Source organism: Rothia sp. HMSC069C03 (assembly GCF_001811075.1).
GTDB classification, from domain to species: Bacteria; Actinomycetota; Actinomycetes; order Actinomycetales; family Micrococcaceae; genus Rothia; species Rothia mucilaginosa.
The window spans coordinates 1-23,246 of sequence record NZ_KZ627118.1 but is presented as its reverse complement, the minus strand read 5'-3'; the positions used below and the strand labels follow the sequence as shown (position 1 = coordinate 23,246).

The following is a 23,246-nucleotide window of genomic DNA, read 5'->3' as shown; positions in this document are numbered from 1 at the left end:
AACCCGCGTCTTCTAGAGACTGCGCAGCACGGAGACAACCTTACCCATGACGGTTGCACGGTCGCCCATAATCGGCTCGTAGTTGGAGTTGCGCGGCATGAGCCAGGTATGGCCGTCGACCTGACGGAACACCTTCACGGTTGCTTCATCGTCAAGTAGAGCGGCAACGATATCGCCATTGTCAGCGGTGTGCTGCTCGCGGACGACCACCCAGTCGCCATCGCAAATCGCGGCGTCAATCATGGAATCACCCTTGACCTTGAGCATGAACAGCTTGCCGCTACCGACCAGCTGGCGGGGCAGGGCGAGCACATCCTCCACGGACTGCTCGGCGGTAATGGGGCCGCCCGCTGCAATTCGTCCAACCAGGGGAACGGGTACGAGGTCTTCATCGCCGACTTCGAAGTTCGGCAGCTCGGGCAGGGAAGAGGAAGCACTACCGTGGATGCCGACGCCGTTCTCATCCAGCACCTCAATGGCGCGGGGGAGCTTGGGATCGCGGCGAATGTAGCCCATGGTCTCGAGGCGACCGAGCTGGTGAGTGACCGAGGACAGGGACGCAAGACCCACCATGTCACCAATCTGGCGCATGGACGGCGGGTAACCCTTTTGTTCAATCTCGGTGCGGATCGCGTCAAGAATCTTCTGCTGGCGCGCGGTCAGCGCCGGACGGGGTGCTGTTGCCATTTCTTTTCCTTCGGTCTGTACTCCGGCCTTTGTAATCGGGTCGGGGCACGGATGGGTGCTTCACACGTTTTCTGGTGGTGTCCTAAAAAATTTTTTTTGGTTCTGCCGAAATGGGTCTTATCTCGTCAGGGGGTAGAGGAATTCTATCCGTGCCGGAGCGATACGCAGGCAACGAGTATGCGCCTCCGCCCTATAAAACTCAGCCAGCAGCACCTGCATTCGATACAGAACCAAGCTGTAACGGGTACAGAAACCTGCTGTGAGTAGGACTCATCAGGAGCGTGTGGAACGTCTCTTGACACCAGTGTAGAACACTACACCGAAAAACTCAAACAAATATTCTAGATTTTTTCTTCGAAACTCGAAGAAATTTTTAGTACATCTCTGCTAGACTTTAGAACAAGAGTTCGTATATACTCTTGAATCTCTCCTGAAGTCCAGGATTTAACGGGTGAATGTTCGAAAAATATTCGAAGATTCAACCCGGAGTCTTCCAGGAGGGGAGAGTGAATGAGTGTTCGAATGTATTCGAATCCTCTGCCTCTCTTCGCATGTTCTACCCCGGATGCTCTAGGGAGCATCTGGCGAAGAGAGCGCAGGGGATGGGGCTCCGGGGTAACCCAGTGCAGCCTGGTGCACCCGACGCTCTGACCTAACTAGAGAATAGCTACCCAATAGTTATCGCCTAACAATCACCACTCCATAGTTATCACTCAACTAGGACCTCTGAGCGGGTATCGCTCGGCATTGCTAGACCCGCGGGGGGGGGGTAACCCCGGGGGGCGAGCTGAGAGAAAGGAACCACAATGACTACTGCAGCACCTATTGCTTCTCGTGGCACTTCTGCGCACCTTCCGGCAGGTTTGGTGGTACTTCACCCCGCCCGCACTGCGTCCGCCAGCACCGTGTCCGCCCGCACCGTGCAGGGGCGTTCTCGTGTGCCTGCGTCTTCGCAGTCTGTTCGCTCTTCTCGTGCGGCTCATGCACCCCGTCCTGCGCAGGTGGCTCAGCCCGCCCACGCTCCCGCCGTTTCTGCTCAGACATCTTCTGCGGCGCAGGCACCTGGCGTGAAGAGTGCTCTTCTGGCTAAGGGCGGCGAGCTTCTGCGCGCGGTTCCCGCTTCTATTCGTCGTCTTGGCACTGTGCGCGGTTTTCTGAAGGGTCTGCCTCTGCTGACTTTGGCGGCGCTGATTGTGCTCGGTGCTATTAGCTTCTTTAGCCCGGCGGCTTCAGCCTCCGTGGAGAACGCTTCGGTGACTCGAACCGTCGTTGTGGTCAAGCACGGTGAGACCCTGTGGGATATTGCTCAGGCGGTGGATCCGCAGGGTGACACCCGTGATACTGTGGTTCGTATTATGGAGTTGAACTCGTTGACTAGCACCTCTGTTGATGCCGGTCAGCGTCTGGAAATTCCTCAGACTCAGCGATAAGCATGGACCCATGTGTGGTTGGCTTCTGCATGAGCTTGATGTCTTGACTCCGAATCCTCTATCTCTCAAGCTAGAGCGCTTGAGCCGAAATCTTGAGCCTATGAAATAGGAGCGCACCGATGCCTGTTCCCGTTGAACCCACACTCACCGAAACTGAATCTGCACAGAAAACTGAATCTGTACAGAATGCTCAGACCGCTCGTCCTGTGGTTGCCGTTTTGGGGGAACCCGGAACTCGTGGCGCCTTGGTGAAGCTTCTTCAGGATGAGGGGGCGGACGTCATCGTGACCGCTGTGCCCGATCAGCTGCGTGAGGCTGACGGCATGGCGGTTACCGGCGGTGCGAGCTCTCTTGAGGCGTATGAAGATCTGAAAGCTAAGGACGCTGAGCGCGTGATTGGTCGCCGTGTTGCTGGCGGTCGTCCGGTGTTGGTTGCCGGTGCGGCACTGAGCTGCCTCTTCGACTCGGTTACGGTGGAGCATCCGCAGATGGGGCAGGTTCAGGTGCAGTGCATGGGGGAGTGGCCCGGTGAGAGCGTGGAGCTTTCTACCCGCGATCTGGTACCCGGTGTTTCTGCCCTGCGTTCTTCCTCCGATAGTGCGCTGCTCAAGGATCTTGAGGGCGAGGCTCACTTCAAATCTGAGCACGGCGTTTTTGAATGGGCTTTTGATCAGAGCATTGAATATATTGCCCCTCCCGCGGTGACTTGGACTGTCACCGAGCCCGCCTATATCGCGGCGGTTGAGAACGGTCCGCTGACGGCGGTGCAGTTCTGTCCGGTAGGTTCTGGCGAGCTGGGGGCAGAGTTTATGCGCCGCTGGGTTGCGTCCCTGGCGGTGACCGGTCGCCTGTCTTCTGAGTCTCTGTCTTCTGGCGACTCCGCTACTGCGGCGGGAGGTAACTAATGTCTGCACCCGCTCTTGAACTTCTGCCCGCTGTTGATATTTCTGAAGGCTACGCGGTGCGCCCGGTGGGTGGCACCCTGTCCGGTGGTGAGCAGCGCCTTGACCCCGTTGAGGCGGCTCTGACCTGGGTGAAGGCTGGTGCTCGCTGGATTCACCTGGTTGACCTTGATTTGGCATTTGGTCGCGGCACGAATACTGAGGTTCTGGCTGAGGTGGTTGCCGCCGTCCGTGCCGAGAATGCCCGCGACTCCGCTCCGGTTCGTATTCAGGTCAGCGGCGGTGTGCGTAATGCTGAGAGTCTGGAGCGCGCCCTGAGCCTGAACCCGGATCGCGTGAACGTGACCAGTGCGGCTCTGGCGGATTCTTCCTGGCTTGAAGGCACTCTGGCTCGTTATGCCGATTCTGATCTTCTGGCTCTTGGTCTCGATGCCCGCTATAACCCTGAGCGGGGCTGGGTGACGGTGGCTCGCGGTACCGACTGGTCGGGCCCTGATCTGGCGGAGGCGCTGGCGTGGCTGGAGAGCGCGGGCGTGCGCCGCTATATCGTCACGGATGTGAGTAAAGACGGTTCCCTGGCGGGTCCCGGTGCGGAGCTGCTGGATGAGGTGCTGGCCCAGACGTCCTGCCGGGTGGTGGCGTCCGGTGGTGTGGCGTCGCTGGCTGATCTTGAGAAGCTGCGTTCCATGGTGCCTCATGGTTTGGAGGGCGTGGTGCTTGGTAAGGCGCTGTATGTGGGCAACTTTAGTTTTGAGCAGGCTCTTGAGGCTGCTGGCTCCCGCTAAAGCTACTCTTCCCGCTACATCTGGTGCCCGCTAAAGCTACCGGTTCGCGCCAGTCCGCTTATCTAGCCCGCGTAGATTTCTTATCCGCACAGGCTCGCACAGGCTTTATATGTGGCGAAGCTCCGCCTCCCTCGTACTGAGGAAGACGGGGCTTCGTGATGACATAAACCAGGTTGCGGCTTAGTAGACCAGCTGGTTTAGCGTGCGTCCTGGTTTAGTACACCGGACCGGTGAGCTTTTCGCCGGGGCCCTTGCCGGGTTCGTCCGGGAAGGGGGATGCTTCGCGGAATGCGAGCTGCAGGGTGCGCAGGCCGTCGCGCAGGGGTGCTGCGTGCTGGGAGCCGATTTCGGGTGCTGCGGCGGTGACGAGGCCTGCCAGTGCGGTGATGAGCTTGCGTGCTTCGTCGAGGTCCTTGAGGTCGTCGGCGTTTTCGTCTGCTGCTAGGCCGCACTTTACGGCTGCGGCGCTCATCATGTGGATGGCTGCGGAGCTGATGATTTCGATGGCGGGTACGTCTGCGATGTCGCGCAGCTGTTCGTTGACGGCTTCGACCTGCTCTTCGGTGAGTTCGGTGTGGCCGTGTACGGGGGTTTCTTCTTCCGCAGTGAAGCGGAAGTTCGTGTTTTCAGTGCTCATAGTCTTAGAATCTCATATTTCGTTTGTTTCGGTAAATGCGTCCTTAAGAGTGGGTGCTTCTGTGGACTTTCTGGGGGAGTCCCCGCAATTTTTATGGTGTTTTGCGTCTATTTCCTTGCGCCTGTCGGGGATTCTACGGTATGGTTGTAGGCAGTTTGCAAGTGGAGCATGCCTCCCACCCGGTTGACCGCCGCAGGCGTTAGTTTGCGAGTTTTGAGGTGAACGGGTTCGTCCGCCGCTTTCGGCGTACGCTGGTTTGTGCCTCCGCTTGTGTAACTGCGGGGGCTTTTTTAGTGCCCGCAACGGATAGTATTCACGGGGAAACCCACAGAGCACAGGAGCTAGTCATTAGCGAACCACGCATTAACGATCGTATCCGCGTTCCCGAGGTCCGTCTTGTCGGTCCCGGTGGCGAGCAGGTAGGCGTTGTCCCTCTGAAGGACGCTCTGCGTCTGGCCGAGGACGCCGAACTCGACCTGGTCGAGGTTGCCCCGAACGCGAAGCCGCCCGTGTGCAAGCTCATGGATTACGGTAAGTACAAGTACGAAGCCGCAATCAAGGCTCGTGAATCCCGCAAGAAGCAGGCTAATGCCGTTCTGAAGGAGATCCGTTTCCGCCTGAAGATTGATACCCACGACTACGAAACCAAGGTTGGACACGCTCGTCGTTTCCTTTCCGGTGGTGACAAGGTCAAGGCAATGATTCAGTTCCGTGGTCGTGAGCAGCAGCGCCCCGAGATGGGTGTGCGTCTGCTGGAGCGTCTGGCGGCTGAGCTGGCTGAGGTGAGCACCGTTGAGTCTCGCCCCCGTCAGGATGGCCGCAACATGGTGATGGTTCTGGCTCCGCTTCGCGGTAAGGCAGAGGCTCGCCGTGAGCAGGGCGCCGGCGGTCGCAAGGGTCGCGAGCGTATTGACACGACCAAGGCGAAGCCCGTAACTAATTCTCTGGCAGACGCTATGCCTGCCGAGTTGAAGGCACAGGCTTCCGCCGAGTAGGGAACCGGGTCGTCACTTTAGGATGGGCACGCGCCTCCACCGTTGGGTGGGTGTTGCGGGTTCACCCGGTGCCGGTTCCGAGGCACCTCGTCAGGGGTGCCTCACCTTTGGTCCTTGGGGCTGATGCGTGTATCGCTCAACCCCACTAAGCTACCCCGCCGTTGTGGCGGGGGATGAATGTAAGGAGAACGGCAGCTATGCCGAAGCAGAAGACCCACTCTGGTGCTAAGAAGCGCTTCAAGCTCACCGGTAGCGGCAAGGTTAAGCGCCAGCAGGCGAACCGTCGCCACTACCTGGAGCACAAGTCCTCTCGTCTGACCCGTCGTCTGGCTTCTGACCAGATCGTTACCGGCGGCCAGGCAAAGGTTGTCAAGAAGATGCTGGGTAAGTAAGCAACGCTTACTCTCTGCACCTGGCGCACCGATAGTGGTGCGCACTGATTAAAGACTCGCTCCTGTTCAGCGTGATATGTGAGCTGTTCAGGACATAAGACGAAGGAGACACACGTGGCACGTGTGAAGCGCGCGGTTAACGCGCACAAGAAGCGCCGTACTATTCTCGATCGTGCATCCGGCTACCGCGGTCAGCGTTCTCGCCTGTACCGTAAGGCTAAGGAGCAGGTCACTCACTCGCTGGTTTACAGCTACGACCACCGTCGTAAGAAGAAGGGTGACTTCCGTCGCCTGTGGATTCAGCGTATTAACGCTGCTTCCCGCGCACAGGGCCTGACCTACAACCGCTTCATCCAGGGCCTGAAGGCTGCTGGTGTTGAGGTTGACCGCCGTATGCTGGCTGAGCTGGCTGTTAACGAGCCTGCTGCATTCAACGCACTGGTTGAGATTGCTAAGAACAACCTGCCCGAGGACACCTCGGCTCCCAAGGCTTAATTAGCCTAGGTTGTGTTCTTACCTCGAAGATCTAGGTTCGGGGTAGGATGTTTAAGCGTCGTGAGCGGCCGTCTGCACTTTTGAGTGTGGGCGGCCGCTTTCTGCGTATCTGGGGGTTGTGCTTGTGGCTGTTCTGCGTTTTTGGGTGTGCCTTTGCCTGTACCCTTTAAGAGTGAACTTTTTTGAACGTATTAGTACCCCCGTTGTGATGTCCAATCCGCAGGCAGATCGTGTGCGCGATATTGCGAAGCTGCGTACCCGCGCTGCCCGCACGAAGAAGGGCCAGTTCCTGGTGGAAGGCCCGCAGGCTGTGCGTGAGGCGTTGAAGGCGCATCTGAAGAAGCCGATTCTGGATGCTGTCTACGTTACGGAGGCGGCTTTTGACCGTCATGAGGATATTGCTGAGTTGCTGGAGCAGGTGTACGGCACTCCCACCCCGGAGGAGGGCCGCCGCGTCTTTATGCGTGTGGTGACCGATGAGGTGCTGGAGGCGATGGCTGATTCGGTGAGCCCGCAGGGTATTATTGCGGTTTCCTTTATGGTGGATGCGTCGTTCTCGCTGCTGTGGGGTGAGGGCGCGTTGAACCCGAAGCTGATTGCTGTGATGTCTCGTGTGCAGGATCCGGGTAATGCGGGCACTATTCTTCGCGTGGCTGATGCGGCCGGTGCTGACTTGGTGATTACGACTAAGGGTTCGGTGGATTTGTATAACCCGAAGACGGTGCGTTCTACGGCGGGTTCGCTGTTCCATGTGCCGATTATTCAGGGCGTTCAGCTGGAGGATTTCGCGGAGGATGTGAAGTCTCAGGGTACTGCTGTGCTGGCTGCTGATGGCTATGGTGCGGTGAATCTGCAGGAGCTGAGCGAGTACACGGCGGCTCGTCGTGCCGGTGTGGAGGCGAGTGCCCCCTCTGGCGTGAAGGGTAATTTTGATCTTTCTAAGCCGACGATGTGGCTTTTCGGGAATGAAGCGCAGGGCTTGAATGCTGAAGAGAAGGCTGCCGCCACGATGCGCGTGGCTGTTCCTGTCTATGGTTCGGCTGAGTCTTTGAACGTGGGTACGGCTGCTGCTGTGTGCCTGTATGCTTCGGCGATGGCTCAGCGCGGCGTTTCTCGCTAGGTTTGGGCGGTTCACGGCTGTGGTACAGCGGTGGGCCGCTTTAGCATCATGGGTTTTAGAGTTTTAGTTTAGGGCTGAGAAAGGGAAATTATGTCTGCTCCTTCTGGTCATTCGGGTTCGGGGGCGATTATTGCCGCGCTGGGTGCGAACCTGGGTATTGCGGTGCTGAAGTTTTTGGCTTTTGCGCTGACTCGTTCTTCGTCGATGTTGGCGGAGGCTATTCACTCGGTGGCTGACTCGGGTAATCAGCTTCTGCTTCTTCTGGGCGGTCGCGCTTCGCAGAAGCAGGCTGATGAGGAGCATCCGTTTGGTTATGGCCGTAACCGCTATATTTACGCGTTTATTGTGTCGATTATTATCTTTGCCCTGGGTGGCTTGTTCGCTCTGTATGAGGGTTATGAGAAGCTGCATGATCCGCACGGTATTACTGAGTGGCAGTGGGTTCCGGTGGCTGTTCTGGTGGGTTCGATCCTGCTGGAGGGTAATTCGTTCCGCGTGGCGGTGAAGGAGTCGCGTGATCTGAAGGGCAAGCAGAGCTGGATGCGTTTCTTGCGTACTTCGAAGAACCCGGAGCTTCCGGTGCTTCTGTTGGAGGATGCGGGCGCGTTGCTGGGTCTGATTTTTGCGCTCTTTGGTGTGGGCATGACTCTGCTGACCGGTAATGGTCTGTGGGATGCGTTCGGTACCCTGGCTATTGGTGTGCTACTGGTCTTTATTGCTGTGTTCCTCGCGGTGGAGATGAAGTCCCTGATTTTGGGTGAGGCTGCTTCGCCGGAGGATTTGGCGAAGATTCGTGCGGCGATTGAGGATGGCGATAGCGAGCGCATTATCCACATTAAGACCGTGCACCTGGGTCCTGAGGAGATTCTGGTGGCGGCGAAGATCCGCATTCATGATGCTGACACCGGTCGCTCGGTAGCTGATGAGATTGACGCGGCTGAGGTGCGTATTCGTGAGGCTGTTCCTGCGGCACGCATCATTTATTTGGAGCCGGATATTTTCCGGGCTTAGTTCTAGGAGATTTTTGTTATGACCGTTGAGATGATCGTTGATGGTTTGCTAAAGATTTTCGTTGGCCTGATCATTCTTTTGGTGTACCTGCGTCTGACTCACCGTTCTCAGGCGGGGCACCAGACCCCGATTGATACCATCGGTAACTTTGTCATCGGTGGTGTGTTCGGTGGCGTGTTGTACAGCAAGCAGATTAGCCTGTTCTACTTTGTCATCTACATGGTGTTTACGCTGTGCATGATTCAGCTGCTGAACGTGGCGACCACGAAGATTCGTTTTCTGCATATGGCGGTGCGTGAGCAGCGCGTGCCGGTCATTACGGATGGTGATATCGATATTAAGAGCTTCCAGCAGGCAGAGGTGGTTCTTGATCCGATGCGCCTGATTGCTGACCTTCGTGCGCAGGGTATTTACGACCTGGAAGACATTGAGTTCGCTCAGATTGAACCGAACGGTGCGCTGAGCGTGATCCGTAAGGGTGACGGTGTGCCGAACTTTGCTCTGATTGTGAAGGGTAGCTTGGTCACTCGCGATATCGCGGATGCGCACAAGACCGAGGATTGGGTGTACCTACAGTTGCGTGCCGCTGAGGTCGAGCTTGAGGATGTCTTCCTCATGGAGTTCAAGAACGGCAACCGCCTTCTGATTCTGCTGAATGACGGCACTAATATTCGCCGTGAGGTGGCAGAAGCCTCGAATATGAATGATGAGGAAGAAGAGTGGCAGGAAGGCGTGGAGGAAGCTCCTGAGCCTGAGAATACTGAGGATGCCGAGAAGGAAGTAGCGGAGCACGCTGCTGAGGATGCGCATCCGATGAAGGATTCTAAAGCGTAGAAGAAGGTAGAGAAAGATGAGTGAAGTGTCGCCCTCGTTTGAGGTTCAGGTGGTTGGCGCCGCCGTGGTCGATTCTTTGGTGGCTCCGACCCGTATGCTGGTGGCTCAGCGTTCTGAGCCGCAGACTGTTGCCGGCATGTGGGAGTTCCCGGGCGGTAAGGTCGAACCGGGGGAGAGCTGCGAGCAGGCGCTGGTGCGTGAGCTGAAGGAGGAACTGGGCGTGCAGGCGCGTTTGGGTGCTGAGGTGCCCGGCGCGTACCCGCAGGGCTGGCGTCTGAGCGAGCGTCTGGCGATGCGCGTGTTCTTTGCGGAGATCCTTTCGGGTACTCCGGATACTTTGGAAGATCATAGCGCGCTGCGGTGGATGCCGTTGCCGAAGTCTAAGGATGACGCGCAGGCGTACGATGATTTGCTGGGTTTGCCGTGGATTCCGGCGGATTTGCCGATTGTTGTGGCTCTTCTGCAGCAATTGCAGGACACTGGCACTGGTGAGGCGTAGACCCAAGGTCTGACCTAATGCTCTGCGCTAGTTCGTTGCGAGGCTAATTCGCCGTTGTGTGACAAATTCGCGGCGGTAACAGGATAAATTTTCTCTATCTTTTTTGACACTGTTTGAAGGCGGGATTCCCTGTGGGGAGTCCCGCCTTTATTCATATTTTGAGGGTGATTTATGCGCCGTGTAATCCTGACTTGTGTGTTTGTTGGGGAGGGGATTTTGTCATATATGGGTTCGACACGGATACATACTTTGGAAACCAATCGGTAGGCGGGTAGTATTGAGGGAGAAATCACATACGTATTGGGAGACAATGATGACTGCTCAACCCCCGTTTGATCCGGGTGCCTACCGCTCCGACGCGGTTCCCTCGGACACTCAAGCTATTTATATTCAGGAAGGCGGCGCTGAGCCGCGCGGAATTCTGTTCCACTCGCCGACCAAGCACCCGAAGATTCTGCGTCTGCAGGAGATTATGATTGTCTCCGCGCTGCTCTGCTTGATTCACGGTGTTATTTCCTCGTTTGCACCGGATAACCTGTCCCCGCTGAAGGGTCTGCCGGAGTTCGGCGTTGCAGGCGGTATCGGCCTGCTGGTTGTTTCTGCGGTTGTGTACATTTGGGTGTACTTCACGATTCAGAAGGGCAAGCGTCTGGGCCTGACTGTCGGTCTGATTTTTGCAATTCTGGGTGCGTTCGTGGCGATTATGTCTCTGATTGGTAATGTCATTGACGCTCAGCGCTACGGCTTCGTGCCCCTGTACGCGGCATGGTTCATTGCGAACGTGCTGTGGATTCGTGCTTCTTTTGACCCGGCTGTGAAGCAGGCTCTGAAGTAGAAGCGCCCTCTTCAACCCTGTTGTTGAAAAGATATACTCTAGAACGCCCGGATGGACTATCCGGGCGTTCTGCTGTTTACGCTTCCTTCTCTGGTCTAAAATGGATAGGATATGCGCCCGTCGCCTTCCCCTTGTCCCGCACCCTGTGTGGGTAGCCGGGGGAGAGCAGGCGGTGCTACCTAAGGTGTATAACGAGCCAGCCGGCATAGTGCCGGTGGTATGCAGAGAAGAGTGACAATGACCGATTCCGTGCAGGAACACGAGGGTCTTAACGGCCCGGCTCAGGTTCTCGCCCGCATTGCGCAGGTTCTGGAGGAGAACCCCGAGAACGGTTTGGACGCTATCCGTGAGGCTTTTGAGGCTGAGCGTGAGCGTGCCCGCCAGGAGATTCGCGAGAAGGCTAAGGACTTTGACAGCCTCAAGGAGGTGCGCCTGAGCTTCTTCGGTGAGAAGGGCATCATGAGCATCGCTAACCGCCAGATGCGTGATCTTCAGAACCAGCACAAGGGCCCGGTGGGTAAGCTGATGGGTCAGGCTCGTGCAGCCCTGACTGAGGCTATTGAGGCTCGTACCGCTGAGCTGGAGGCTGAGCGTGAGGCTCGCATCCTGGCTGAGGAAGCTGTGGACGTTTCTGCTGCTTCGCCTCGCCGTTCCCTGGGCGGCCGCCACCCGATTGCTCTGATGCAGGAGCGCCTGACTGACATTTTCGTCGGTATGGGTTGGGAAGTTGCTGACGGCCCGGAGCTGGAGTCTGAGTGGTACAACTTTGACGCTCTGAACATTAAGCCGGATCACCCGGCACGCGAAATGCAGGATACTTTCTACGTTGAGCCGAAGAACGCTCACCTGCTGCTGCGCACTCACACGTCGCCGGTGCAGATGCGCTCGCTGCTTTCGCGTGATTTGCCGCTGTACATTGTGTGCCCGGGCCAGGTGTACCGCACCGATGAGCTGGACGCGACCCACACCCCGGTCTTCCACCAGATTGAGGGTCTTGCCGTGGATAAGGGCCTGACCATGGCTGATCTGAAGGGCACCCTGGAGTACATGGCACGCGCCATGTTCGGTGAGGACGCTAAGATTCGCCTGCGCCCGAACTTCTTCCCGTTCACTGAGCCTTCCGCTGAGCTGGATTTGTGGCACCCGAATGCTAAGGGCGGCCCGCAGTGGATTGAGTGGGGCGGCTGCGGCATGGTGAACCCGAATGTTCTGCGTGCTGCGGGTATTGATCCTGAGGAGTACTCGGGCTTCGCTTTCGGTATGGGTATTGAACGTACCCTCATGTTCCGTAACAACGTCGCTGACATGCATGACATGGTTGAAGGCGACATCCGTTTCTCTGAGCAGTTCGGGATGGAGATCTAAATTATGCGTGTACCCCTGTCATGGCTGCGCGAGTTCGTGCCTGTAGCTGAGGATGCTTCGGCTGAAGATTTGATGGCAACCCTGGTGAAGGTTGGCCTGGAAGAAGAAGACGTTCACCGCCCCTCTGATGAGCTGTCCGGCCCGATTGTGGTTGGCCAGGTGCTCTCTATGGAGCCGGAGACCCACTCGAATGGCAAGACCGTGAACTGGTGCCAGGTGCGTGTGGTTCCGGAAGGTCAGGAGCAGACTCTGACCGGTAAGGGCATTGAGCCTTCCGGCGTTCAGGGCATTATTTGTGGTGCCCACAACTTCAAACCCGGCGACAAGGTTGTTGTGACCCTGCCCGGCGCTGTTCTGCCCGGTGGTTTCGCGATTACTGCCCGTAAGACTTACGGTCACAAGTCGGCTGGCATGATTGCTTCGACTCGTGAGCTGGGTATTGGCGATGATCGCGGCGGCATCCTGGTGCTTTCGACCCTGGGCCTGGACCCGGAGCTTGGCACCGATGCGATGGAGCTGCTGGGCCTGTACGATCAGGCTGCCGAGGTGAACGTGACCCCGGACCGCGGTTACGCGTTCTCCCTGCGCGGTATTGCTCGCGAGTGGTGCCACGCTACCGGTTCTTCCTTTGAGGATTTTGTGCTGGCGTACGGCGATCGCGCCCCGGAGGCTAACGACGCCGGTCACCCGGTTGTTCTGGGTGATGACGCCCCGATTCACGGTAACCCCGCATGCACTCGTTTCGTGATGCGTGAGGTGTCGGGCGTGAAGGCGGATGCGCCGGTTCCGACCTGGATGTCTTCGCGTCTGCGTCTGGCGGGTGTGCGCTCGCTGTCGCTGCCGGTGGATATTTCGAACTATGTGATGCTGGAGACCGGTCAGCCGCTGCACTTCTACGATGCTGACAAGGTCCAGGGTGAGATTGTGGTGCGTCGCGCCGCTGCTGGCGAGAAGCTGGTGACCCTGGATGGCGTTGAGCGTACTCTGCATCCCGAGGATATTGTCATTGCTGATGATTCCGGCGTGATTGGTCTTGCCGGTGTGATGGGCGGCGCTTCGACTGAGGTAACCGATTCGACTACCCGCATTCTGGTGGAGTCTGCTCGTTTTGATGAAGTGTCGGTGGCTCGTACCGCTCGCCGTCACAAGCTGATTTCTGAGTCCTCGAAGCGTTTTGAGCGTGGCGTGGATCCGCAGATTCAGGCTGCGGCTGCTCAGCGTGCGGTTGAGCTGCTGGTTGAGCTGGCTGGTGCTCAGGTTGAGCCGGGTGTTACTGATGTGTCGCTCGGCTATGAGCCGGTCGTGATTGACCTGCCTGCTGATTACACTGCTGGTCGTATTGGCGTGGATTACTCGCCGGAGCAGATTGAGTCTTGCCTGCGTGAGATTGGCTGCTCGGTGGAGCGTACCGAGTCTGGTTACGCGGTGACTGTCCCGTCGTGGCGTACTGACCTGCGTGCGAAGGAGGACCTGACTGAGGAAATCGCACGTATTGACGGTTACGAGAACATCCCCTCGACTCTGCCGGTGGCTCCTGCGGGTCGCGGTTACACTCCGGAGCAGGCGGGTAAGCGTCGTGCGCTGAATGCGCTGGCGGCTTCCGGTCTGACTGAGGTGTTCGCGTACCCCTTCGTGTCGGCTGATGCGAACAACCTGTGGTCGGCTCCGTGGGTGAGCACCCCTGAGAACCCGGTGACTGAGGTTCCTTCGGTTCGCCTGGAGAACCCGATTTCTTCGGCTGAGGGCTGGATGCGCCGTTCGCTCCTGCCGGGCCTGGTTGAGGTTCTGAAGCGTAACCTGTCTCGTGGTTTCAAGAACCTGGCTATTTTTGAGGCGGGTCACGTGTTCATTCCGGGTGAGCAGCTGGGTTCGGAGTCTATTCCGCCGCTGGGTGCTCGTCCTTCGGATGAGGTTCTGGATGATCTGAACGCCGGTATTCCTCAGCAGCCCACTTTCATTGCTGGTCTGTTTGCAGGTACTGAGCACGAGGCGATGCCGGGTGCCGCTCCGCGCGCTTTCGATTGGCGTGACGCTCTGGACGCTGTGCGTCTGGTCGCTGACGCTGTTTCGGCTGAGATTCAGGTGCGTAACGGTGTGCATACTGCGTTCCACCCGGGTCGTGTGGCTGAGGTTCTGAACGCTGCCGGTGAGCGTGTTGGTTTTGCTGGTGAGCTGCACCCGAAGCTTCTGCAGGAGCTGAACCTGCCTGAGCGTACCTGCGCGTTTGAGTTGGTTTTCTCGGCGCTGTTTGTTGGTCGTGTTGAGGCGCGTCAGGCTACTCCGGTGCTGACTTTCCCGGCTGCTACTCAGGATGTGGCGCTTCTGGTGGACCGCAATCTGCCTGCTTCTGAGGTGGAGCGTGTTCTGCGTGAGGGCGCTGGCGAGCTGCTGGAGGACATCCGCGTCTTTGATGATTACCGCGGTGTCGGTATTGATGAGTCGAAGAAGTCTTTGGCGTTTGCTCTGCGTTTCCGCGCGCCGGATCGTACGCTGACTGCTGATGAGGCGTCGGCTGCTCGTGAGGCTGCTGTGGCTGCGACTGTTGAGCAGCTGGGTGCGGAACCGCGTGTCTAACCGGGTCTAACCCTATGGCGTAATGCCTAGTGCTGACGGGGTGGGAGTTGTTGGCTCCCACCCCGTAGCTTTTGGTGTTGCGTGGTGGGTTTACCTGTTGGGTTGGTTTATGAAGCGTTGATAAGCGCTTTCAGTGGTGAACTCATGTGGTTATGGGTACCCTAGAAGATAGATGAAGTGAGGGAGAGAGTAATGGCTAATCGAGAGAACTCGCGCGAACAGGATGAGCTGTCGCAGTCTACTGAGGTCGAAGAAACCTACTTTGAGGATTCCCAGTACGAGGATGCTGAGTACGGCGATTCTCAGTACGAGGATTCCGAGTATGAGGAGTACGACGATGAGGAAGAGAACTCCTCTCTTTTCGCGATGAGTGAGGAAGAGCTGGATGACCGTCCGGGCGTGAACTGGCTGTCGGTTCTTTCTGCTGTTGTTGCGGTTATTCTTTCCATTGTTTTGGCTATTGCGGGTGTCCGTGCTTTTGCGTCGGTGAATAATAACGCCGAGTATGCCGGTAAGAGCTGGGTCATTCAGGGCACTTACCAGGATTTGACTCCTGACCTGATTACGAAGGGTAATGTGGCTCGTTATAAGGGCAACCTGCCGGCTGATGACGCGCTGAACGGTAAGACCTATGTGTCGAACCTGAAGGATAAGTATCAGGTGACTTCGGGTGCTCCGATTGAGTTCCGTGGTTCGCAGACTGGTGATGTTCCCTCCGAGTTCCCGCGTGAGGTAGACGGTCTGTTGGTGGAGAAGGGCGGCACTCTTGAGGTCGTCTACACCGCCGAGAAGGGCACGTTGAAGCCTGTGACTGAGGACAGCGTGAACGCTGAGCGTTTTGCCGGTATCGCAAGTATTGTTGGTGCGGTGCTGGTGCTTCTGCTGGGTATGGGTTTTGCTGTGTGGCTGAACCGCCGTTCGCGCGATGTCGAGTATGAGGATTTGGATGGTCTGGTGGAGGATGAGCGCTAGGAGTTCTGAATCCTAAGGATTCACCGGTTGATGTTTTATTGAGGGAGCCTGTTTCTGGCGCACATGGTGTGCTGGAGGCGGGCTCCTTCTTCATGCTCGCCTACCGGAAGGTCTCTTGATCGGCGCAACGCGTCAGCCCACAATGTTCTTGCACGCTATGCATTCATTGCGAGGTTATGCGCCCGAATGTGTAGATACACGCTACATTCGAGGCGTTTTGTGTGACAGCTGGTGAGATAAACCCTGAAAATTCCCCCATATCTTGGAATAATCCATATTTGGCGCGCATATTTATGTGCATATGTATTATCTTGGGTAGTAAAGAATGTTGCGCTGCGCCACCGTTGGGCAGCTCCGTTCTGAATTCGTGATTGGCACCGTAGGAAGAAGAGATATTATGCCTTTCCCCTCGACCAAGATCGCGCGTCAGGCACGCATCGTTGAATTGCTGCAGACCCGACGTGTCCGCTCCCAGGCTGAACTGGCGCAGTACCTGACCGATGATGGTATGAAGGTTACTCAGGCGACCCTTTCCCGTGATCTTGTTGAAATTGGCGCTGAGCGCATCCGTGATGAAGGCGCCGGCTTGATTTATGCTGTGCCGAACTACCCTGCTCGTCGTGGCGGCGGCACTGCACCTGATGCCCGTATGATTTCCCTGTTTAAGGAGCTGCTGATTACCGCTGAGGGTTCGGCGAATATTACGGTTCTGCGTACTCCTCCGGGTGCTGCGCAGTTCTTGGCTTCGTCTATTGATCAGGGCGGTCTTGAAGCGATTATGGGCACTATTGCCGGTGACGATACGGTAATAGTGATTACTCGTGACCCCAATGGTGGGGCTGCGCTTGCCGAGAGCTTCTTGGATTGGTCTGCTGCTCAGTAGTAGTTGGGGCGTATCTTGCGCTGTTCTTCTGATGTTTCGGGGGAGCAGTTGAAGGTACGCCCTTCTGCTGTCTTCGGCTCTTTTGTGGGCTTCTAGCTCGGCTTCCTTTTTCTAGATATACCGATTTTTGTGGTGAGAGTTTTCAATCATGTCTGAAATGCACGATTCAGCGAACAATATTGCCTACCTTTTGGCGGAGGCTGCTTCTGGCTCCGGTTCTGCTTCTGATTCTGGGGCTAAGGCGGCTTTGGCGATTCCGGCTTCTGACTCTGCTGATATACAGGTGGTGAGCTACGCGCAGTTGGCATCTGCGGCAGCGCAGGTCCAGCGTCATCTGGCGGCGCTCGGTGTTGAGCGTGGTGACCGTGTGGCGTTGTCTATGCCGAATGTGGCGTTGATGCCGGCGTTGTATTACGGCATTGTTGCTGCGGGTGCGATTTGTGTTCCGTTGAATCCGCTGTTGTCGGGTGCTGAGCTGGAGTATCATCTGCGCGATAGCGGGGCGAAGGTGCTTTTTGCTTTTGCGGGTACTCGTCTGGCGTCGGAGGCAACCTCGACGGTGCCGGTGAAGAACGGTTCGGTTCGTTGCGAGATTTTCACTGGGGCAGAGGGCTCACCGGTGGCTCCTTTTGAGGCGCCTGCCGATAGCGCGCTGTCGGATGCTGCTCCGTCGGCTGCTGTTCCGGCGGCTGCTGTTCTGGAGCCTGTCCCGGTGGCAGCGAGTGATCCGGCGATCATTCTGTACACTTCGGGTACGACGGGCAAACCTAAGGGCGCGACGCTGACTCACGCGAATATCCTCTCGAATGCTCGTAGCTGCGTGAGCGTTTTTGGTTTCACCGCTGAGGATGTCATTTTTGGTGGTCTTCCGCTGTTCCATGCGTTTGGTCAGACGGTGTCGATGAACGCGGCGTTTGCGGCGTCGGCTACGGTGGCTTTGCTACCTCGTTTTACCCCTGACGGCGCGCTGAATCTGATGGAGCATGCCGGGGTGTCGGTGTTGGCCGCGGTCCCGAGCATGTATGTGTCGTTGGCGGCGGCGCTGGAGGCTGAGCCTGAGCGTGCGCGCTCACTGCGTGGTCGCATCCGTTTCGGTATTTCGGGTGGTTCGCCGCTGCCTGCGCCGGTGCATTCTGCGTTGAAAACGCTGATTGAGTGCCCGGTGTATGAGGGCTACGGTTTGAGTGAGACTTCGCCGGTGGTTTCGTTTAATCAGGCGGAGTTTGGCATGGTGCTCGGTTCGGTGGGTCGTGTGCTGCCGGGCGTGCAGGTGCAGGTCCGTTGCCCGCAGGGTTCCGAGTGTGCGCCGGGTGTGAGCGGTCAGCTGTGGGTACGCGGCGAGAACGTGATGGCTGGCTACTGGAATAATCCTGCGGCTACTGCTGAGGTTTTTGACGGCGAATGGTTTGCGACCGGTGACGTTGCTCGTGTTGATGAGCAGGGCAATATTTTTATTGTGGACCGTATTAAGGACATGGTTCTGCGTAACGGCTATTCGGTGTATCCGCGTGAGATTGAGGATGTTCTCTATACCCATGAGCAGGTGCAGTCGGTAGCTGTGTTGGGCGTGCCTGATGAGCGCGTGGGCGAGGAGGTTGTCGCCGTGGTGATGCCGCGTCCGGGTGCTGATGAGGGCGTGTTGCAGGCGGAGTTGAATGCGTTGGCGCGTACTCGTTTGGCGGCGTATAAGTATCCTCGCCGCTACGTGATGGTGGAGAGCATGCCGCTGGGGCCGACCGGCAAGATTCTTAAGCGTGACTTGCGGGTTTTGATTCAGTGGGGCTAATCCCGGTAGATGGTTCTTGTCGCTCATCTGAGGACAAGCGCGGGTGAAGAGGGTAGAATTTTGTAGGCGGCTTCTACCGCGTTATTGTTCCCGGGCTTTTTTCCGGGGCTATCCACTTCACGAAAGAGAGAGCATGAGCGTTCCCGCTTCTGAGGCTTCGCGAACCCCTATTGAGCAGTTGATTCCGGCTGTTTGCGCTACGATTCCGAATTACCCGCACGAGGGTATCCTCTTTTACGATGTGACCACTCTCTTCGCTAATGCTGAGGTGTTCAAAGCGTGCATTGATGAGCTGGCTACTCGTTTTGAGGGTCAGTTTGATGTGGTGGCTGGTGTTGAGGCTCGCGGTTTCTTGCTGGCTTCTGCGCTCGCGTACGCTACCGGCACCGGCATTATGACGGTTCGTAAGGCGGGTAAGCTTCCGCGTGAGACGTACCGTGAGGAGTATGCGCTGGAGTACGGTAGCGCGGCGATTGAGATTCACTGTAATGATTTCGCGCCGGGCACTCGTGTTCTTCTGCTGGATGATCTGCTGGCGACTGGCGGTACCCTGGTGGCTGCCGCGAAGCTGGTGGAGCGCGCGAACCTGAAGGTTGCCGGCGTTGGCGCTCTTCTGGAGCTGGATGGTCTGGGCGGTCGTGAGGCGTTGGATGGTTACCGTCTTGAGACGCTGAGCTTGGTGTCTGAGTACCCGCTGCCGTCGAAGTAGTTTTATAGAGTTTCAGGCATACCGCCGGTTGGGCGTGTGTAGCTGATAGTGATGAGGGGTGCCCCGCCGGTTGAGCCGGTGGGGCACTTTTCTGTATGGGCCGGTGCGGGTTTTCTACGGGGGTAATATTTCTGCCCTTCGGAGCCTGTCCTGTAAAATAGTGACCCGTATTTTTGGGTGCCTGTCGCACCCTGTCTTTGAGACACCATAGGTTTAAGGAGCTTACGTGTCATCTGAATCTTTACCCCAGCAGTCTGCTGATTCTTCGGCGGCTGAGAAGCTGTTTGCTGAGCAGATGGCTGCGGAGCGCGAGTATGTTGCTCGCGTGTATGCTCGCCTGGATGAGCTCCGTGAGGAGACGGCTGAGAAGCTGGCTGCTGTGCGTAAGAATCAGGCGGTGGGCGGTCATCAGAACCGTTCGGAGCGTGACTCTTTTGCTACTCACTATGAGGATCGTTTGGCGCAGCTGAATGCTGTGGATTCTCGTCTGACGTTTGGTCGACTGGATATGGACCGTGAGGGCGCTGATGCGGTGCGTTATATCGGTCGTATTGGTATTACGGATAGCAATCAGCAGCGTCTGCTGATGGACTGGCGTGCCCCAGAGGCGGGTACGTTCTATCAGGCGACTGCTTTCCACCCGATGGGTGTGCGCCGCCGCCGTCACCTGATGCTTGAGGGCCGGACTGTCGTAAATATTGAGGATGAGGTCTTCGATTCGGAGATGCTGCAGGATGAGGACACCCTCCACGGTGAGGGTGCTCTGTTGGCGGCGTTGAATAAGAAGCGTACCGGCCGCATGGGTGATATTGTGGCGACGATTCAGGCTGAGCAGGATGCGATTATCCGCTCGGAGCTACCGGGTGTGCGTGTTGTGCAGGGTGGTCCGGGTACCGGTAAGACTGCTGTGGCGCTGCATCGTGCGGCGTACCTGCTGTACACGAACCGTGAGCGCCTGTCGAAGGCCGGCGTGCTGGTGGTTGGTCCGTCGAATTCGTTCATGTGGTATATCGAGCGTGTGCTTCCTTCGCTGGGTGAGACCGGCGTGGTGATGGCTTCGTTGGCGACCCTGTACCCGGGTTTGCGTGCTGTGCCTGAGAACGACCGCGCGGTTGCCGCGTTGAAGGGCGATTTGCGCATGGTGCAGGTTATTAAGCGTGCGGTGGCGGATCGTCAGAAGGTACCGGCTCAGGTTCAGCGTCTGAATGTTGAGGGTACTGATGTTGAGCTGACTCCGGAGATGGTTCGTTCGGCTCGTTCTCGTGCTCGTTCGACTGGCAAGCCGCATAATGAGGCTCGTGAGACGTTCGTGAAGATTCTGTTGAAGGAGCTGACCGCGAAGCTGGATGATCAGCTGAACCGTGCGGCGGGTCGTGTGGTGGAGCGTCCGTATCTGCAGGATGATGTGCGTGCCTCGATGGATGTGCGCCGTGCCTTGAACTTGGCGTGGATGCCGCTGTCGCCGGAGACTCTGTTGCGCTCGCTGTTCTCGAAGCCGCACTATCTGGAGTCTGCGACTCGTGAGTTGTCGAAGGCTGAGCGTGAGCTGCTGGCTCGCCCGGCGGATGCCCCCTTCACGGAGGCTGATGTTCCTCTGCTGGATGAGGCTGCTGAGCTTTTGGGTGATTTTTCGAAGGTGACCGGTGCGGCTGCAGCGGCTCGTGCTGCGGCGGAGCATCGCGCGAACCTTGAGAATGCGGCGAAGGCTTTGGAGAATGTTCACCAGTCGCTGGAGGATATTGGCGCTGATGGCGTGATTACTCCTGAGCAGATTGCAATGATGAATGAGGTTCGTGGCGAGCGTATGACCGCTGCGGCTGCGGCGTCGGCTGATCGTACGTGGGCGTACGGCCATATTGTGGTGGATGAGGCTCAGGAGCTCTCGCCCATGCAGTGGCGTTTGCTGATGCGTCGTTGCCCGATGAAGTCGTTCACGATTGTGGGCGATATTGCACAGGCGTCTTCTGCAGCGGCTGCTTCTTCGTGGTCGCAGGCGTTGGAGCCGTTTGTGGGTGAGCGTTTCACTCTGGAGGAGCTGACGATTAATTACCGTACTCCGGCTCAGATTGCTGAGGCGGCGGTGTCGGTTGCTCAGGCTGCTGGCTATGAGGTGTCTGCGCCTCGTGCGGTGCGTGAGGGTCAGTGGCCTCCGCTGGTTCATGAGGTTGCCGCCGAGTCTGTTGTGGAGCAGACCGTTGCCGTGGTCAGCGAGGAGGTTGCTCATTCGGGTGGTGCTCTGATTGGTGTTGTGTGCCCGCCGAGTCTGTATGTTCAGACGGCTCAGGCTGTGGCTCGTGCTCATGCTGATCGTACGGGTACCGCGCAGACTGCGTTGGAGAATCAGGTGCTGGTTCTGACTCCGTGGGAGGCGAAGGGCCTGGAGTTTGATGTTGTGGTGATTGTTGAGCCGCAGCAGCTGATTGATGATGCTGATGGTGCTGTGGGTGATTTGTACGTGTCGATGACTCGTCCGACTCAGCGCCTGCACATGGTGGGTTCGCGGATGCCCGAGGGTCTGTAGCCTTGCGGCTCGTGTAGCCTCTATCTGTTATTTCTTTTGAGCCGGTACCGCACCGATTTGGGCGCTCGCTTGGGTTTTTCTGAGCGTTTGGGCTGGTGCGGTGCTAGGCTTGTTACATATTTTGTTCGAGCGCCTTCGGGCGTTGTTACCTTGTGAATGGGAGAAGCATGTCTGCCGAGATCCTCAACGCGCAGCATAATGACGATACCTTCGAGAATATTTGGCAGGAGCTGAAGTGGCGCGGCCTGGTGCACGTGAGTACTGATGAGGCTGCTCTGGAGAAGGCGCTGAGCGAGGAGAGCCTGACTTTCTATACGGGTTATGATCCGACTGCGGCTTCTTTGCACCTGGGTCACCTGGTGCAGCTGCTGGTGATGCGTCGTCTGCAGCTGGCTGGTCACAAGCCGCTGGGTCTGGTGGGTGGTTTCACCGGTTTGATTGGTGATCCGCGTCAGACTTCTGAGCGTGTGCTGAATTCTCCTGAGGTTGTTGCTGAGTGGGTTAAGTCTCTGCGTGCTCAGATTGAGCGTTTCCTGTCTTTCGAGGGTGAGAACGCTGCTCGTATGGTGAATAACCTGGACTGGAGCGGTCAGATGTCTGCTCTGCAGTTGCTGCGCGATGTTGGTAAGCATTTCCGCGTGGGCACCATGGTGAAGAAGGAGATTGTTGCGAAGCGTCTGAACTCTGATGAGGGCATTTCGTACACCGAGTTTTCGTACCAGATTCTGCAGGGCTTGGACTTCCTGGAGCTGAACCGTCGTTTCGGTTGTACTCTGCAGACCGGTGGTTCTGATCAGTGGGGTAACCTGACGAGCGGTACCGAGCTGATTCGTAAGGTGGAGGGTAAGAGCGTTCACGCTATTGGTACTCCGCTGATTACTAACTCTGATGGCACTAAGTTCGGTAAGAGCGAGGGTAACGCTATTTGGCTGAACCCGCAGATGTGCTCGCCGTACGCTTTCTACCAGTTCTGGCTGAACACTGCGGATGCGGATGTGCTGGATCGTCTGAAGGTATTCACTTTCTTGACTCGTGCTGAGATTGCTGAGTTTGCGCAGAAGGTTGAGAAGGAACCGTTTAAGCGTGAGGCTCAGAAGACTCTGGCGTACCTGGTGACTTCGCTGGTTCACGGTACTGAGGCTACTGATCAGGCTGTGGCTGCTTCGGAGGCTTTGTTCGGTAAGGGCGATTTCGCTGCTCTGGATGAGGCTACCTTGGAGTCTGTGGTTGCTGAGCTTCCTTCGGCTAAGCTGTCCGAGGACCGCCTGGACATGATTTCTGTTCTGACTGAGCTGGGCTTTGCGAAGTCTAACTCCGAGGCTCGTCGCATTCTAAAGGAGGGCGGCGCTTCGGTGAACGGCGTGAAGGTTCAGGGCGAGGACGCAGCTATTTCTAAGGATGATCTGCTGCACGGTCGTTTTGCGATGGTTCGCCGTGGCAAGAAGAACCAGGGCGCTGTAGAGCTGATCTAGTACAGAGCTGATTTAGTCTTCTCGATACATATAGATGGGGAGGGGTTCTTCTCTACTGAGTGTTTAGTGCTGAGTGTTCGGTACTGAATGTTTGGCGGGGGAGTGCCCCTCCTTTCTGTTCCCTATATACGTTCCCTATATGTGGAGCCCCTCCGTCAGGAGGGGCTCTTCTTGTATCGTTCTGCTGCCCTCTGGCTCTGGGTTTTCTTGGTTTGTCTTTGTTGGTGAGGGCTTTGGGCGCCTTTCGATCCTGTTTTGGGGCTCCCGAGAGGGGAATTCGCAGATTTTTGAGGTTTCTAGAAGTTTTTTAAAGATTTTTTAGTACCCATAAAACGCACTGAC

The 23,246-nt window shown here is 57.2% G+C and carries 21 protein-coding genes; 19 read left to right on the top strand and 2 right to left on the bottom strand.

What is annotated here, in order from left to right:
• Positions 1–12: 12 nt before the first annotated feature.
• Positions 13–687 (bottom strand): transcriptional repressor LexA, encoded by a 675-nt coding sequence (lexA, locus tag HMPREF2779_RS00320; RefSeq protein ID WP_005507880.1) that lies wholly within the window; start codon positions 685–687, stop codon positions 13–15.
• A gap of 806 nt (positions 688–1,493) precedes the next feature.
• Between lexA and HMPREF2779_RS00315 the strand changes: the two genes are divergently transcribed.
• From HMPREF2779_RS00315 to HMPREF2779_RS00305, 3 genes are all read left to right on the top strand, one after another.
• Complete coding sequence (locus tag HMPREF2779_RS00315) at positions 1,494–2,117, top strand: LysM peptidoglycan-binding domain-containing protein (RefSeq protein ID WP_105360527.1); 624 nt, start codon at positions 1,494–1,496, stop codon at positions 2,115–2,117.
• 119 nt (positions 2,118–2,236) lie between these two features.
• The gene (locus HMPREF2779_RS00310; protein WP_105360526.1) at positions 2,237–3,022 is read left to right on the top strand and encodes a type 1 glutamine amidotransferase family protein; all 786 of its coding nucleotides are present in this window, start codon (positions 2,237–2,239) and stop codon (positions 3,020–3,022) included.
• Positions 3,022–3,804, top strand: coding sequence for a HisA/HisF-related TIM barrel protein (locus tag HMPREF2779_RS00305; RefSeq protein WP_105360525.1), 783 nt, complete (start codon positions 3,022–3,024; stop codon positions 3,802–3,804). The genes HMPREF2779_RS00310 and HMPREF2779_RS00305 overlap by 1 nt, the downstream gene beginning before the upstream one ends.
• A 214-nt stretch (positions 3,805–4,018) precedes the next feature.
• Here HMPREF2779_RS00305 and HMPREF2779_RS00300 read toward each other — a convergent pair whose 3' ends face one another.
• Positions 4,019–4,441, bottom strand: a complete 423-nt coding sequence (locus HMPREF2779_RS00300) for a DUF1844 domain-containing protein (protein ID WP_005507125.1) — start codon at positions 4,439–4,441, stop codon at positions 4,019–4,021.
• Positions 4,442–4,734: 293 nt separating this feature from the next.
• Here HMPREF2779_RS00300 and infC point away from each other — a divergent pair, with 293 nt between their 5' ends.
• The 16 genes from infC (at position 4,735) to tyrS (ending at position 22,904) form a co-directional block, all read left to right on the top strand.
• Positions 4,735–5,436 (top strand): translation initiation factor IF-3, encoded by a 702-nt coding sequence (gene infC / locus HMPREF2779_RS00295; protein WP_005507875.1) that lies wholly within the window; start codon positions 4,735–4,737, stop codon positions 5,434–5,436.
• Positions 5,437–5,633: 197 nt separating this feature from the next.
• Positions 5,634–5,828, top strand: coding sequence for a 50S ribosomal protein L35 (rpmI, locus tag HMPREF2779_RS00290; RefSeq protein WP_004006287.1), 195 nt, complete (start codon positions 5,634–5,636; stop codon positions 5,826–5,828).
• 114 nt (positions 5,829–5,942) lie between these two features.
• Complete coding sequence (gene rplT / locus HMPREF2779_RS00285) at positions 5,943–6,323, top strand: 50S ribosomal protein L20 (protein WP_005507127.1); 381 nt, start codon at positions 5,943–5,945, stop codon at positions 6,321–6,323.
• Positions 6,324–6,441: 118 nt separating this feature from the next.
• Positions 6,442–7,443, top strand: coding sequence for a TrmH family RNA methyltransferase (locus HMPREF2779_RS00280; protein ID WP_070684933.1), 1,002 nt, complete (start codon positions 6,442–6,444; stop codon positions 7,441–7,443).
• 90 nt (positions 7,444–7,533) lie between these two features.
• Positions 7,534–8,454, top strand: a complete 921-nt coding sequence (locus tag HMPREF2779_RS00275; protein WP_105360524.1) for a cation diffusion facilitator family transporter — start codon at positions 7,534–7,536, stop codon at positions 8,452–8,454.
• 18 nt (positions 8,455–8,472) lie between these two features.
• Positions 8,473–9,288 (top strand): DUF421 domain-containing protein, encoded by an 816-nt coding sequence (locus HMPREF2779_RS00270; protein ID WP_105360523.1) that lies wholly within the window; start codon positions 8,473–8,475, stop codon positions 9,286–9,288.
• A gap of 16 nt (positions 9,289–9,304) precedes the next feature.
• Positions 9,305–9,787 (top strand): (deoxy)nucleoside triphosphate pyrophosphohydrolase, encoded by a 483-nt coding sequence (locus HMPREF2779_RS00265; RefSeq protein WP_070594154.1) that lies wholly within the window; start codon positions 9,305–9,307, stop codon positions 9,785–9,787.
• A gap of 313 nt (positions 9,788–10,100) precedes the next feature.
• Positions 10,101–10,622 carry a hypothetical protein gene (locus tag HMPREF2779_RS00260; protein WP_005507133.1) on the top strand — a complete coding sequence of 174 codons (522 nt, stop codon included), beginning with the start codon at positions 10,101–10,103 and terminating at the stop codon, positions 10,620–10,622.
• A 237-nt stretch (positions 10,623–10,859) separates the two neighbouring features.
• A complete protein-coding gene (pheS, locus tag HMPREF2779_RS00255) occupies positions 10,860–11,987 on the top strand; it encodes a phenylalanine--tRNA ligase subunit alpha (protein WP_070594156.1) in 1,128 nt (375 codons plus the stop codon).
• Positions 11,988–11,990: 3 nt separating this feature from the next.
• Positions 11,991–14,561 carry a phenylalanine--tRNA ligase subunit beta gene (pheT, locus tag HMPREF2779_RS00250; protein ID WP_105360522.1) on the top strand — a complete coding sequence of 857 codons (2,571 nt, stop codon included), beginning with the start codon at positions 11,991–11,993 and terminating at the stop codon, positions 14,559–14,561.
• Between the two features lie 192 nt (positions 14,562–14,753).
• A complete protein-coding gene (locus HMPREF2779_RS00245) occupies positions 14,754–15,533 on the top strand; it encodes a hypothetical protein (RefSeq protein WP_105360521.1) in 780 nt (259 codons plus the stop codon).
• A 397-nt stretch (positions 15,534–15,930) separates the two neighbouring features.
• The gene (locus HMPREF2779_RS00240) at positions 15,931–16,416 is read left to right on the top strand and encodes an arginine repressor (RefSeq protein WP_005507137.1); all 486 of its coding nucleotides are present in this window, start codon (positions 15,931–15,933) and stop codon (positions 16,414–16,416) included.
• Between the two features lie 148 nt (positions 16,417–16,564).
• Positions 16,565–18,202 (top strand): AMP-binding protein, encoded by a 1,638-nt coding sequence (locus tag HMPREF2779_RS00235; RefSeq protein WP_105360520.1) that lies wholly within the window; start codon positions 16,565–16,567, stop codon positions 18,200–18,202.
• A 133-nt stretch (positions 18,203–18,335) separates the two neighbouring features.
• Positions 18,336–18,911 carry an adenine phosphoribosyltransferase gene (locus HMPREF2779_RS00230; RefSeq protein ID WP_070684944.1) on the top strand — a complete coding sequence of 192 codons (576 nt, stop codon included), beginning with the start codon at positions 18,336–18,338 and terminating at the stop codon, positions 18,909–18,911.
• A 226-nt stretch (positions 18,912–19,137) separates the two neighbouring features.
• Complete coding sequence (locus tag HMPREF2779_RS00225; RefSeq protein ID WP_070684946.1) at positions 19,138–21,432, top strand: HelD family protein; 2,295 nt, start codon at positions 19,138–19,140, stop codon at positions 21,430–21,432.
• 167 nt (positions 21,433–21,599) lie between these two features.
• Positions 21,600–22,904 carry a tyrosine--tRNA ligase gene (tyrS, locus tag HMPREF2779_RS00220; RefSeq protein ID WP_049352668.1) on the top strand — a complete coding sequence of 435 codons (1,305 nt, stop codon included), beginning with the start codon at positions 21,600–21,602 and terminating at the stop codon, positions 22,902–22,904.
• Positions 22,905–23,246: the final 342 nt, after the last annotated feature.

Coding starts and splice junctions, on each gene's coding strand:
- lexA (WP_005507880.1), bottom strand. CDS start 687: ATGGCAACAGCACCCCGTCCGGCGCTGACCGCGCGCCAGCAGAAGATT.
- HMPREF2779_RS00315 (WP_105360527.1), top strand. CDS start 1,494: ATGACTACTGCAGCACCTATTGCTTCTCGTGGCACTTCTGCGCACCTT.
- HMPREF2779_RS00310 (WP_105360526.1), top strand. CDS start 2,237: ATGCCTGTTCCCGTTGAACCCACACTCACCGAAACTGAATCTGCACAG.
- HMPREF2779_RS00305 (WP_105360525.1), top strand. CDS start 3,022: ATGTCTGCACCCGCTCTTGAACTTCTGCCCGCTGTTGATATTTCTGAA.
- HMPREF2779_RS00300 (WP_005507125.1), bottom strand. CDS start 4,441: ATGAGCACTGAAAACACGAACTTCCGCTTCACTGCGGAAGAAGAAACC.
- rpmI (WP_004006287.1), top strand. CDS start 5,634: ATGCCGAAGCAGAAGACCCACTCTGGTGCTAAGAAGCGCTTCAAGCTC.
- HMPREF2779_RS00275 (WP_105360524.1), top strand. CDS start 7,534: ATGTCTGCTCCTTCTGGTCATTCGGGTTCGGGGGCGATTATTGCCGCG.
- HMPREF2779_RS00270 (WP_105360523.1), top strand. CDS start 8,473: ATGACCGTTGAGATGATCGTTGATGGTTTGCTAAAGATTTTCGTTGGC.
- HMPREF2779_RS00265 (WP_070594154.1), top strand. CDS start 9,305: ATGAGTGAAGTGTCGCCCTCGTTTGAGGTTCAGGTGGTTGGCGCCGCC.
- HMPREF2779_RS00260 (WP_005507133.1), top strand. CDS start 10,101: ATGACTGCTCAACCCCCGTTTGATCCGGGTGCCTACCGCTCCGACGCG.
- pheS (WP_070594156.1), top strand. CDS start 10,860: ATGACCGATTCCGTGCAGGAACACGAGGGTCTTAACGGCCCGGCTCAG.
- pheT (WP_105360522.1), top strand. CDS start 11,991: ATGCGTGTACCCCTGTCATGGCTGCGCGAGTTCGTGCCTGTAGCTGAG.
- HMPREF2779_RS00245 (WP_105360521.1), top strand. CDS start 14,754: ATGGCTAATCGAGAGAACTCGCGCGAACAGGATGAGCTGTCGCAGTCT.
- HMPREF2779_RS00240 (WP_005507137.1), top strand. CDS start 15,931: ATGCCTTTCCCCTCGACCAAGATCGCGCGTCAGGCACGCATCGTTGAA.
- HMPREF2779_RS00235 (WP_105360520.1), top strand. CDS start 16,565: ATGTCTGAAATGCACGATTCAGCGAACAATATTGCCTACCTTTTGGCG.
- HMPREF2779_RS00230 (WP_070684944.1), top strand. CDS start 18,336: ATGAGCGTTCCCGCTTCTGAGGCTTCGCGAACCCCTATTGAGCAGTTG.
- tyrS (WP_049352668.1), top strand. CDS start 21,600: ATGTCTGCCGAGATCCTCAACGCGCAGCATAATGACGATACCTTCGAG.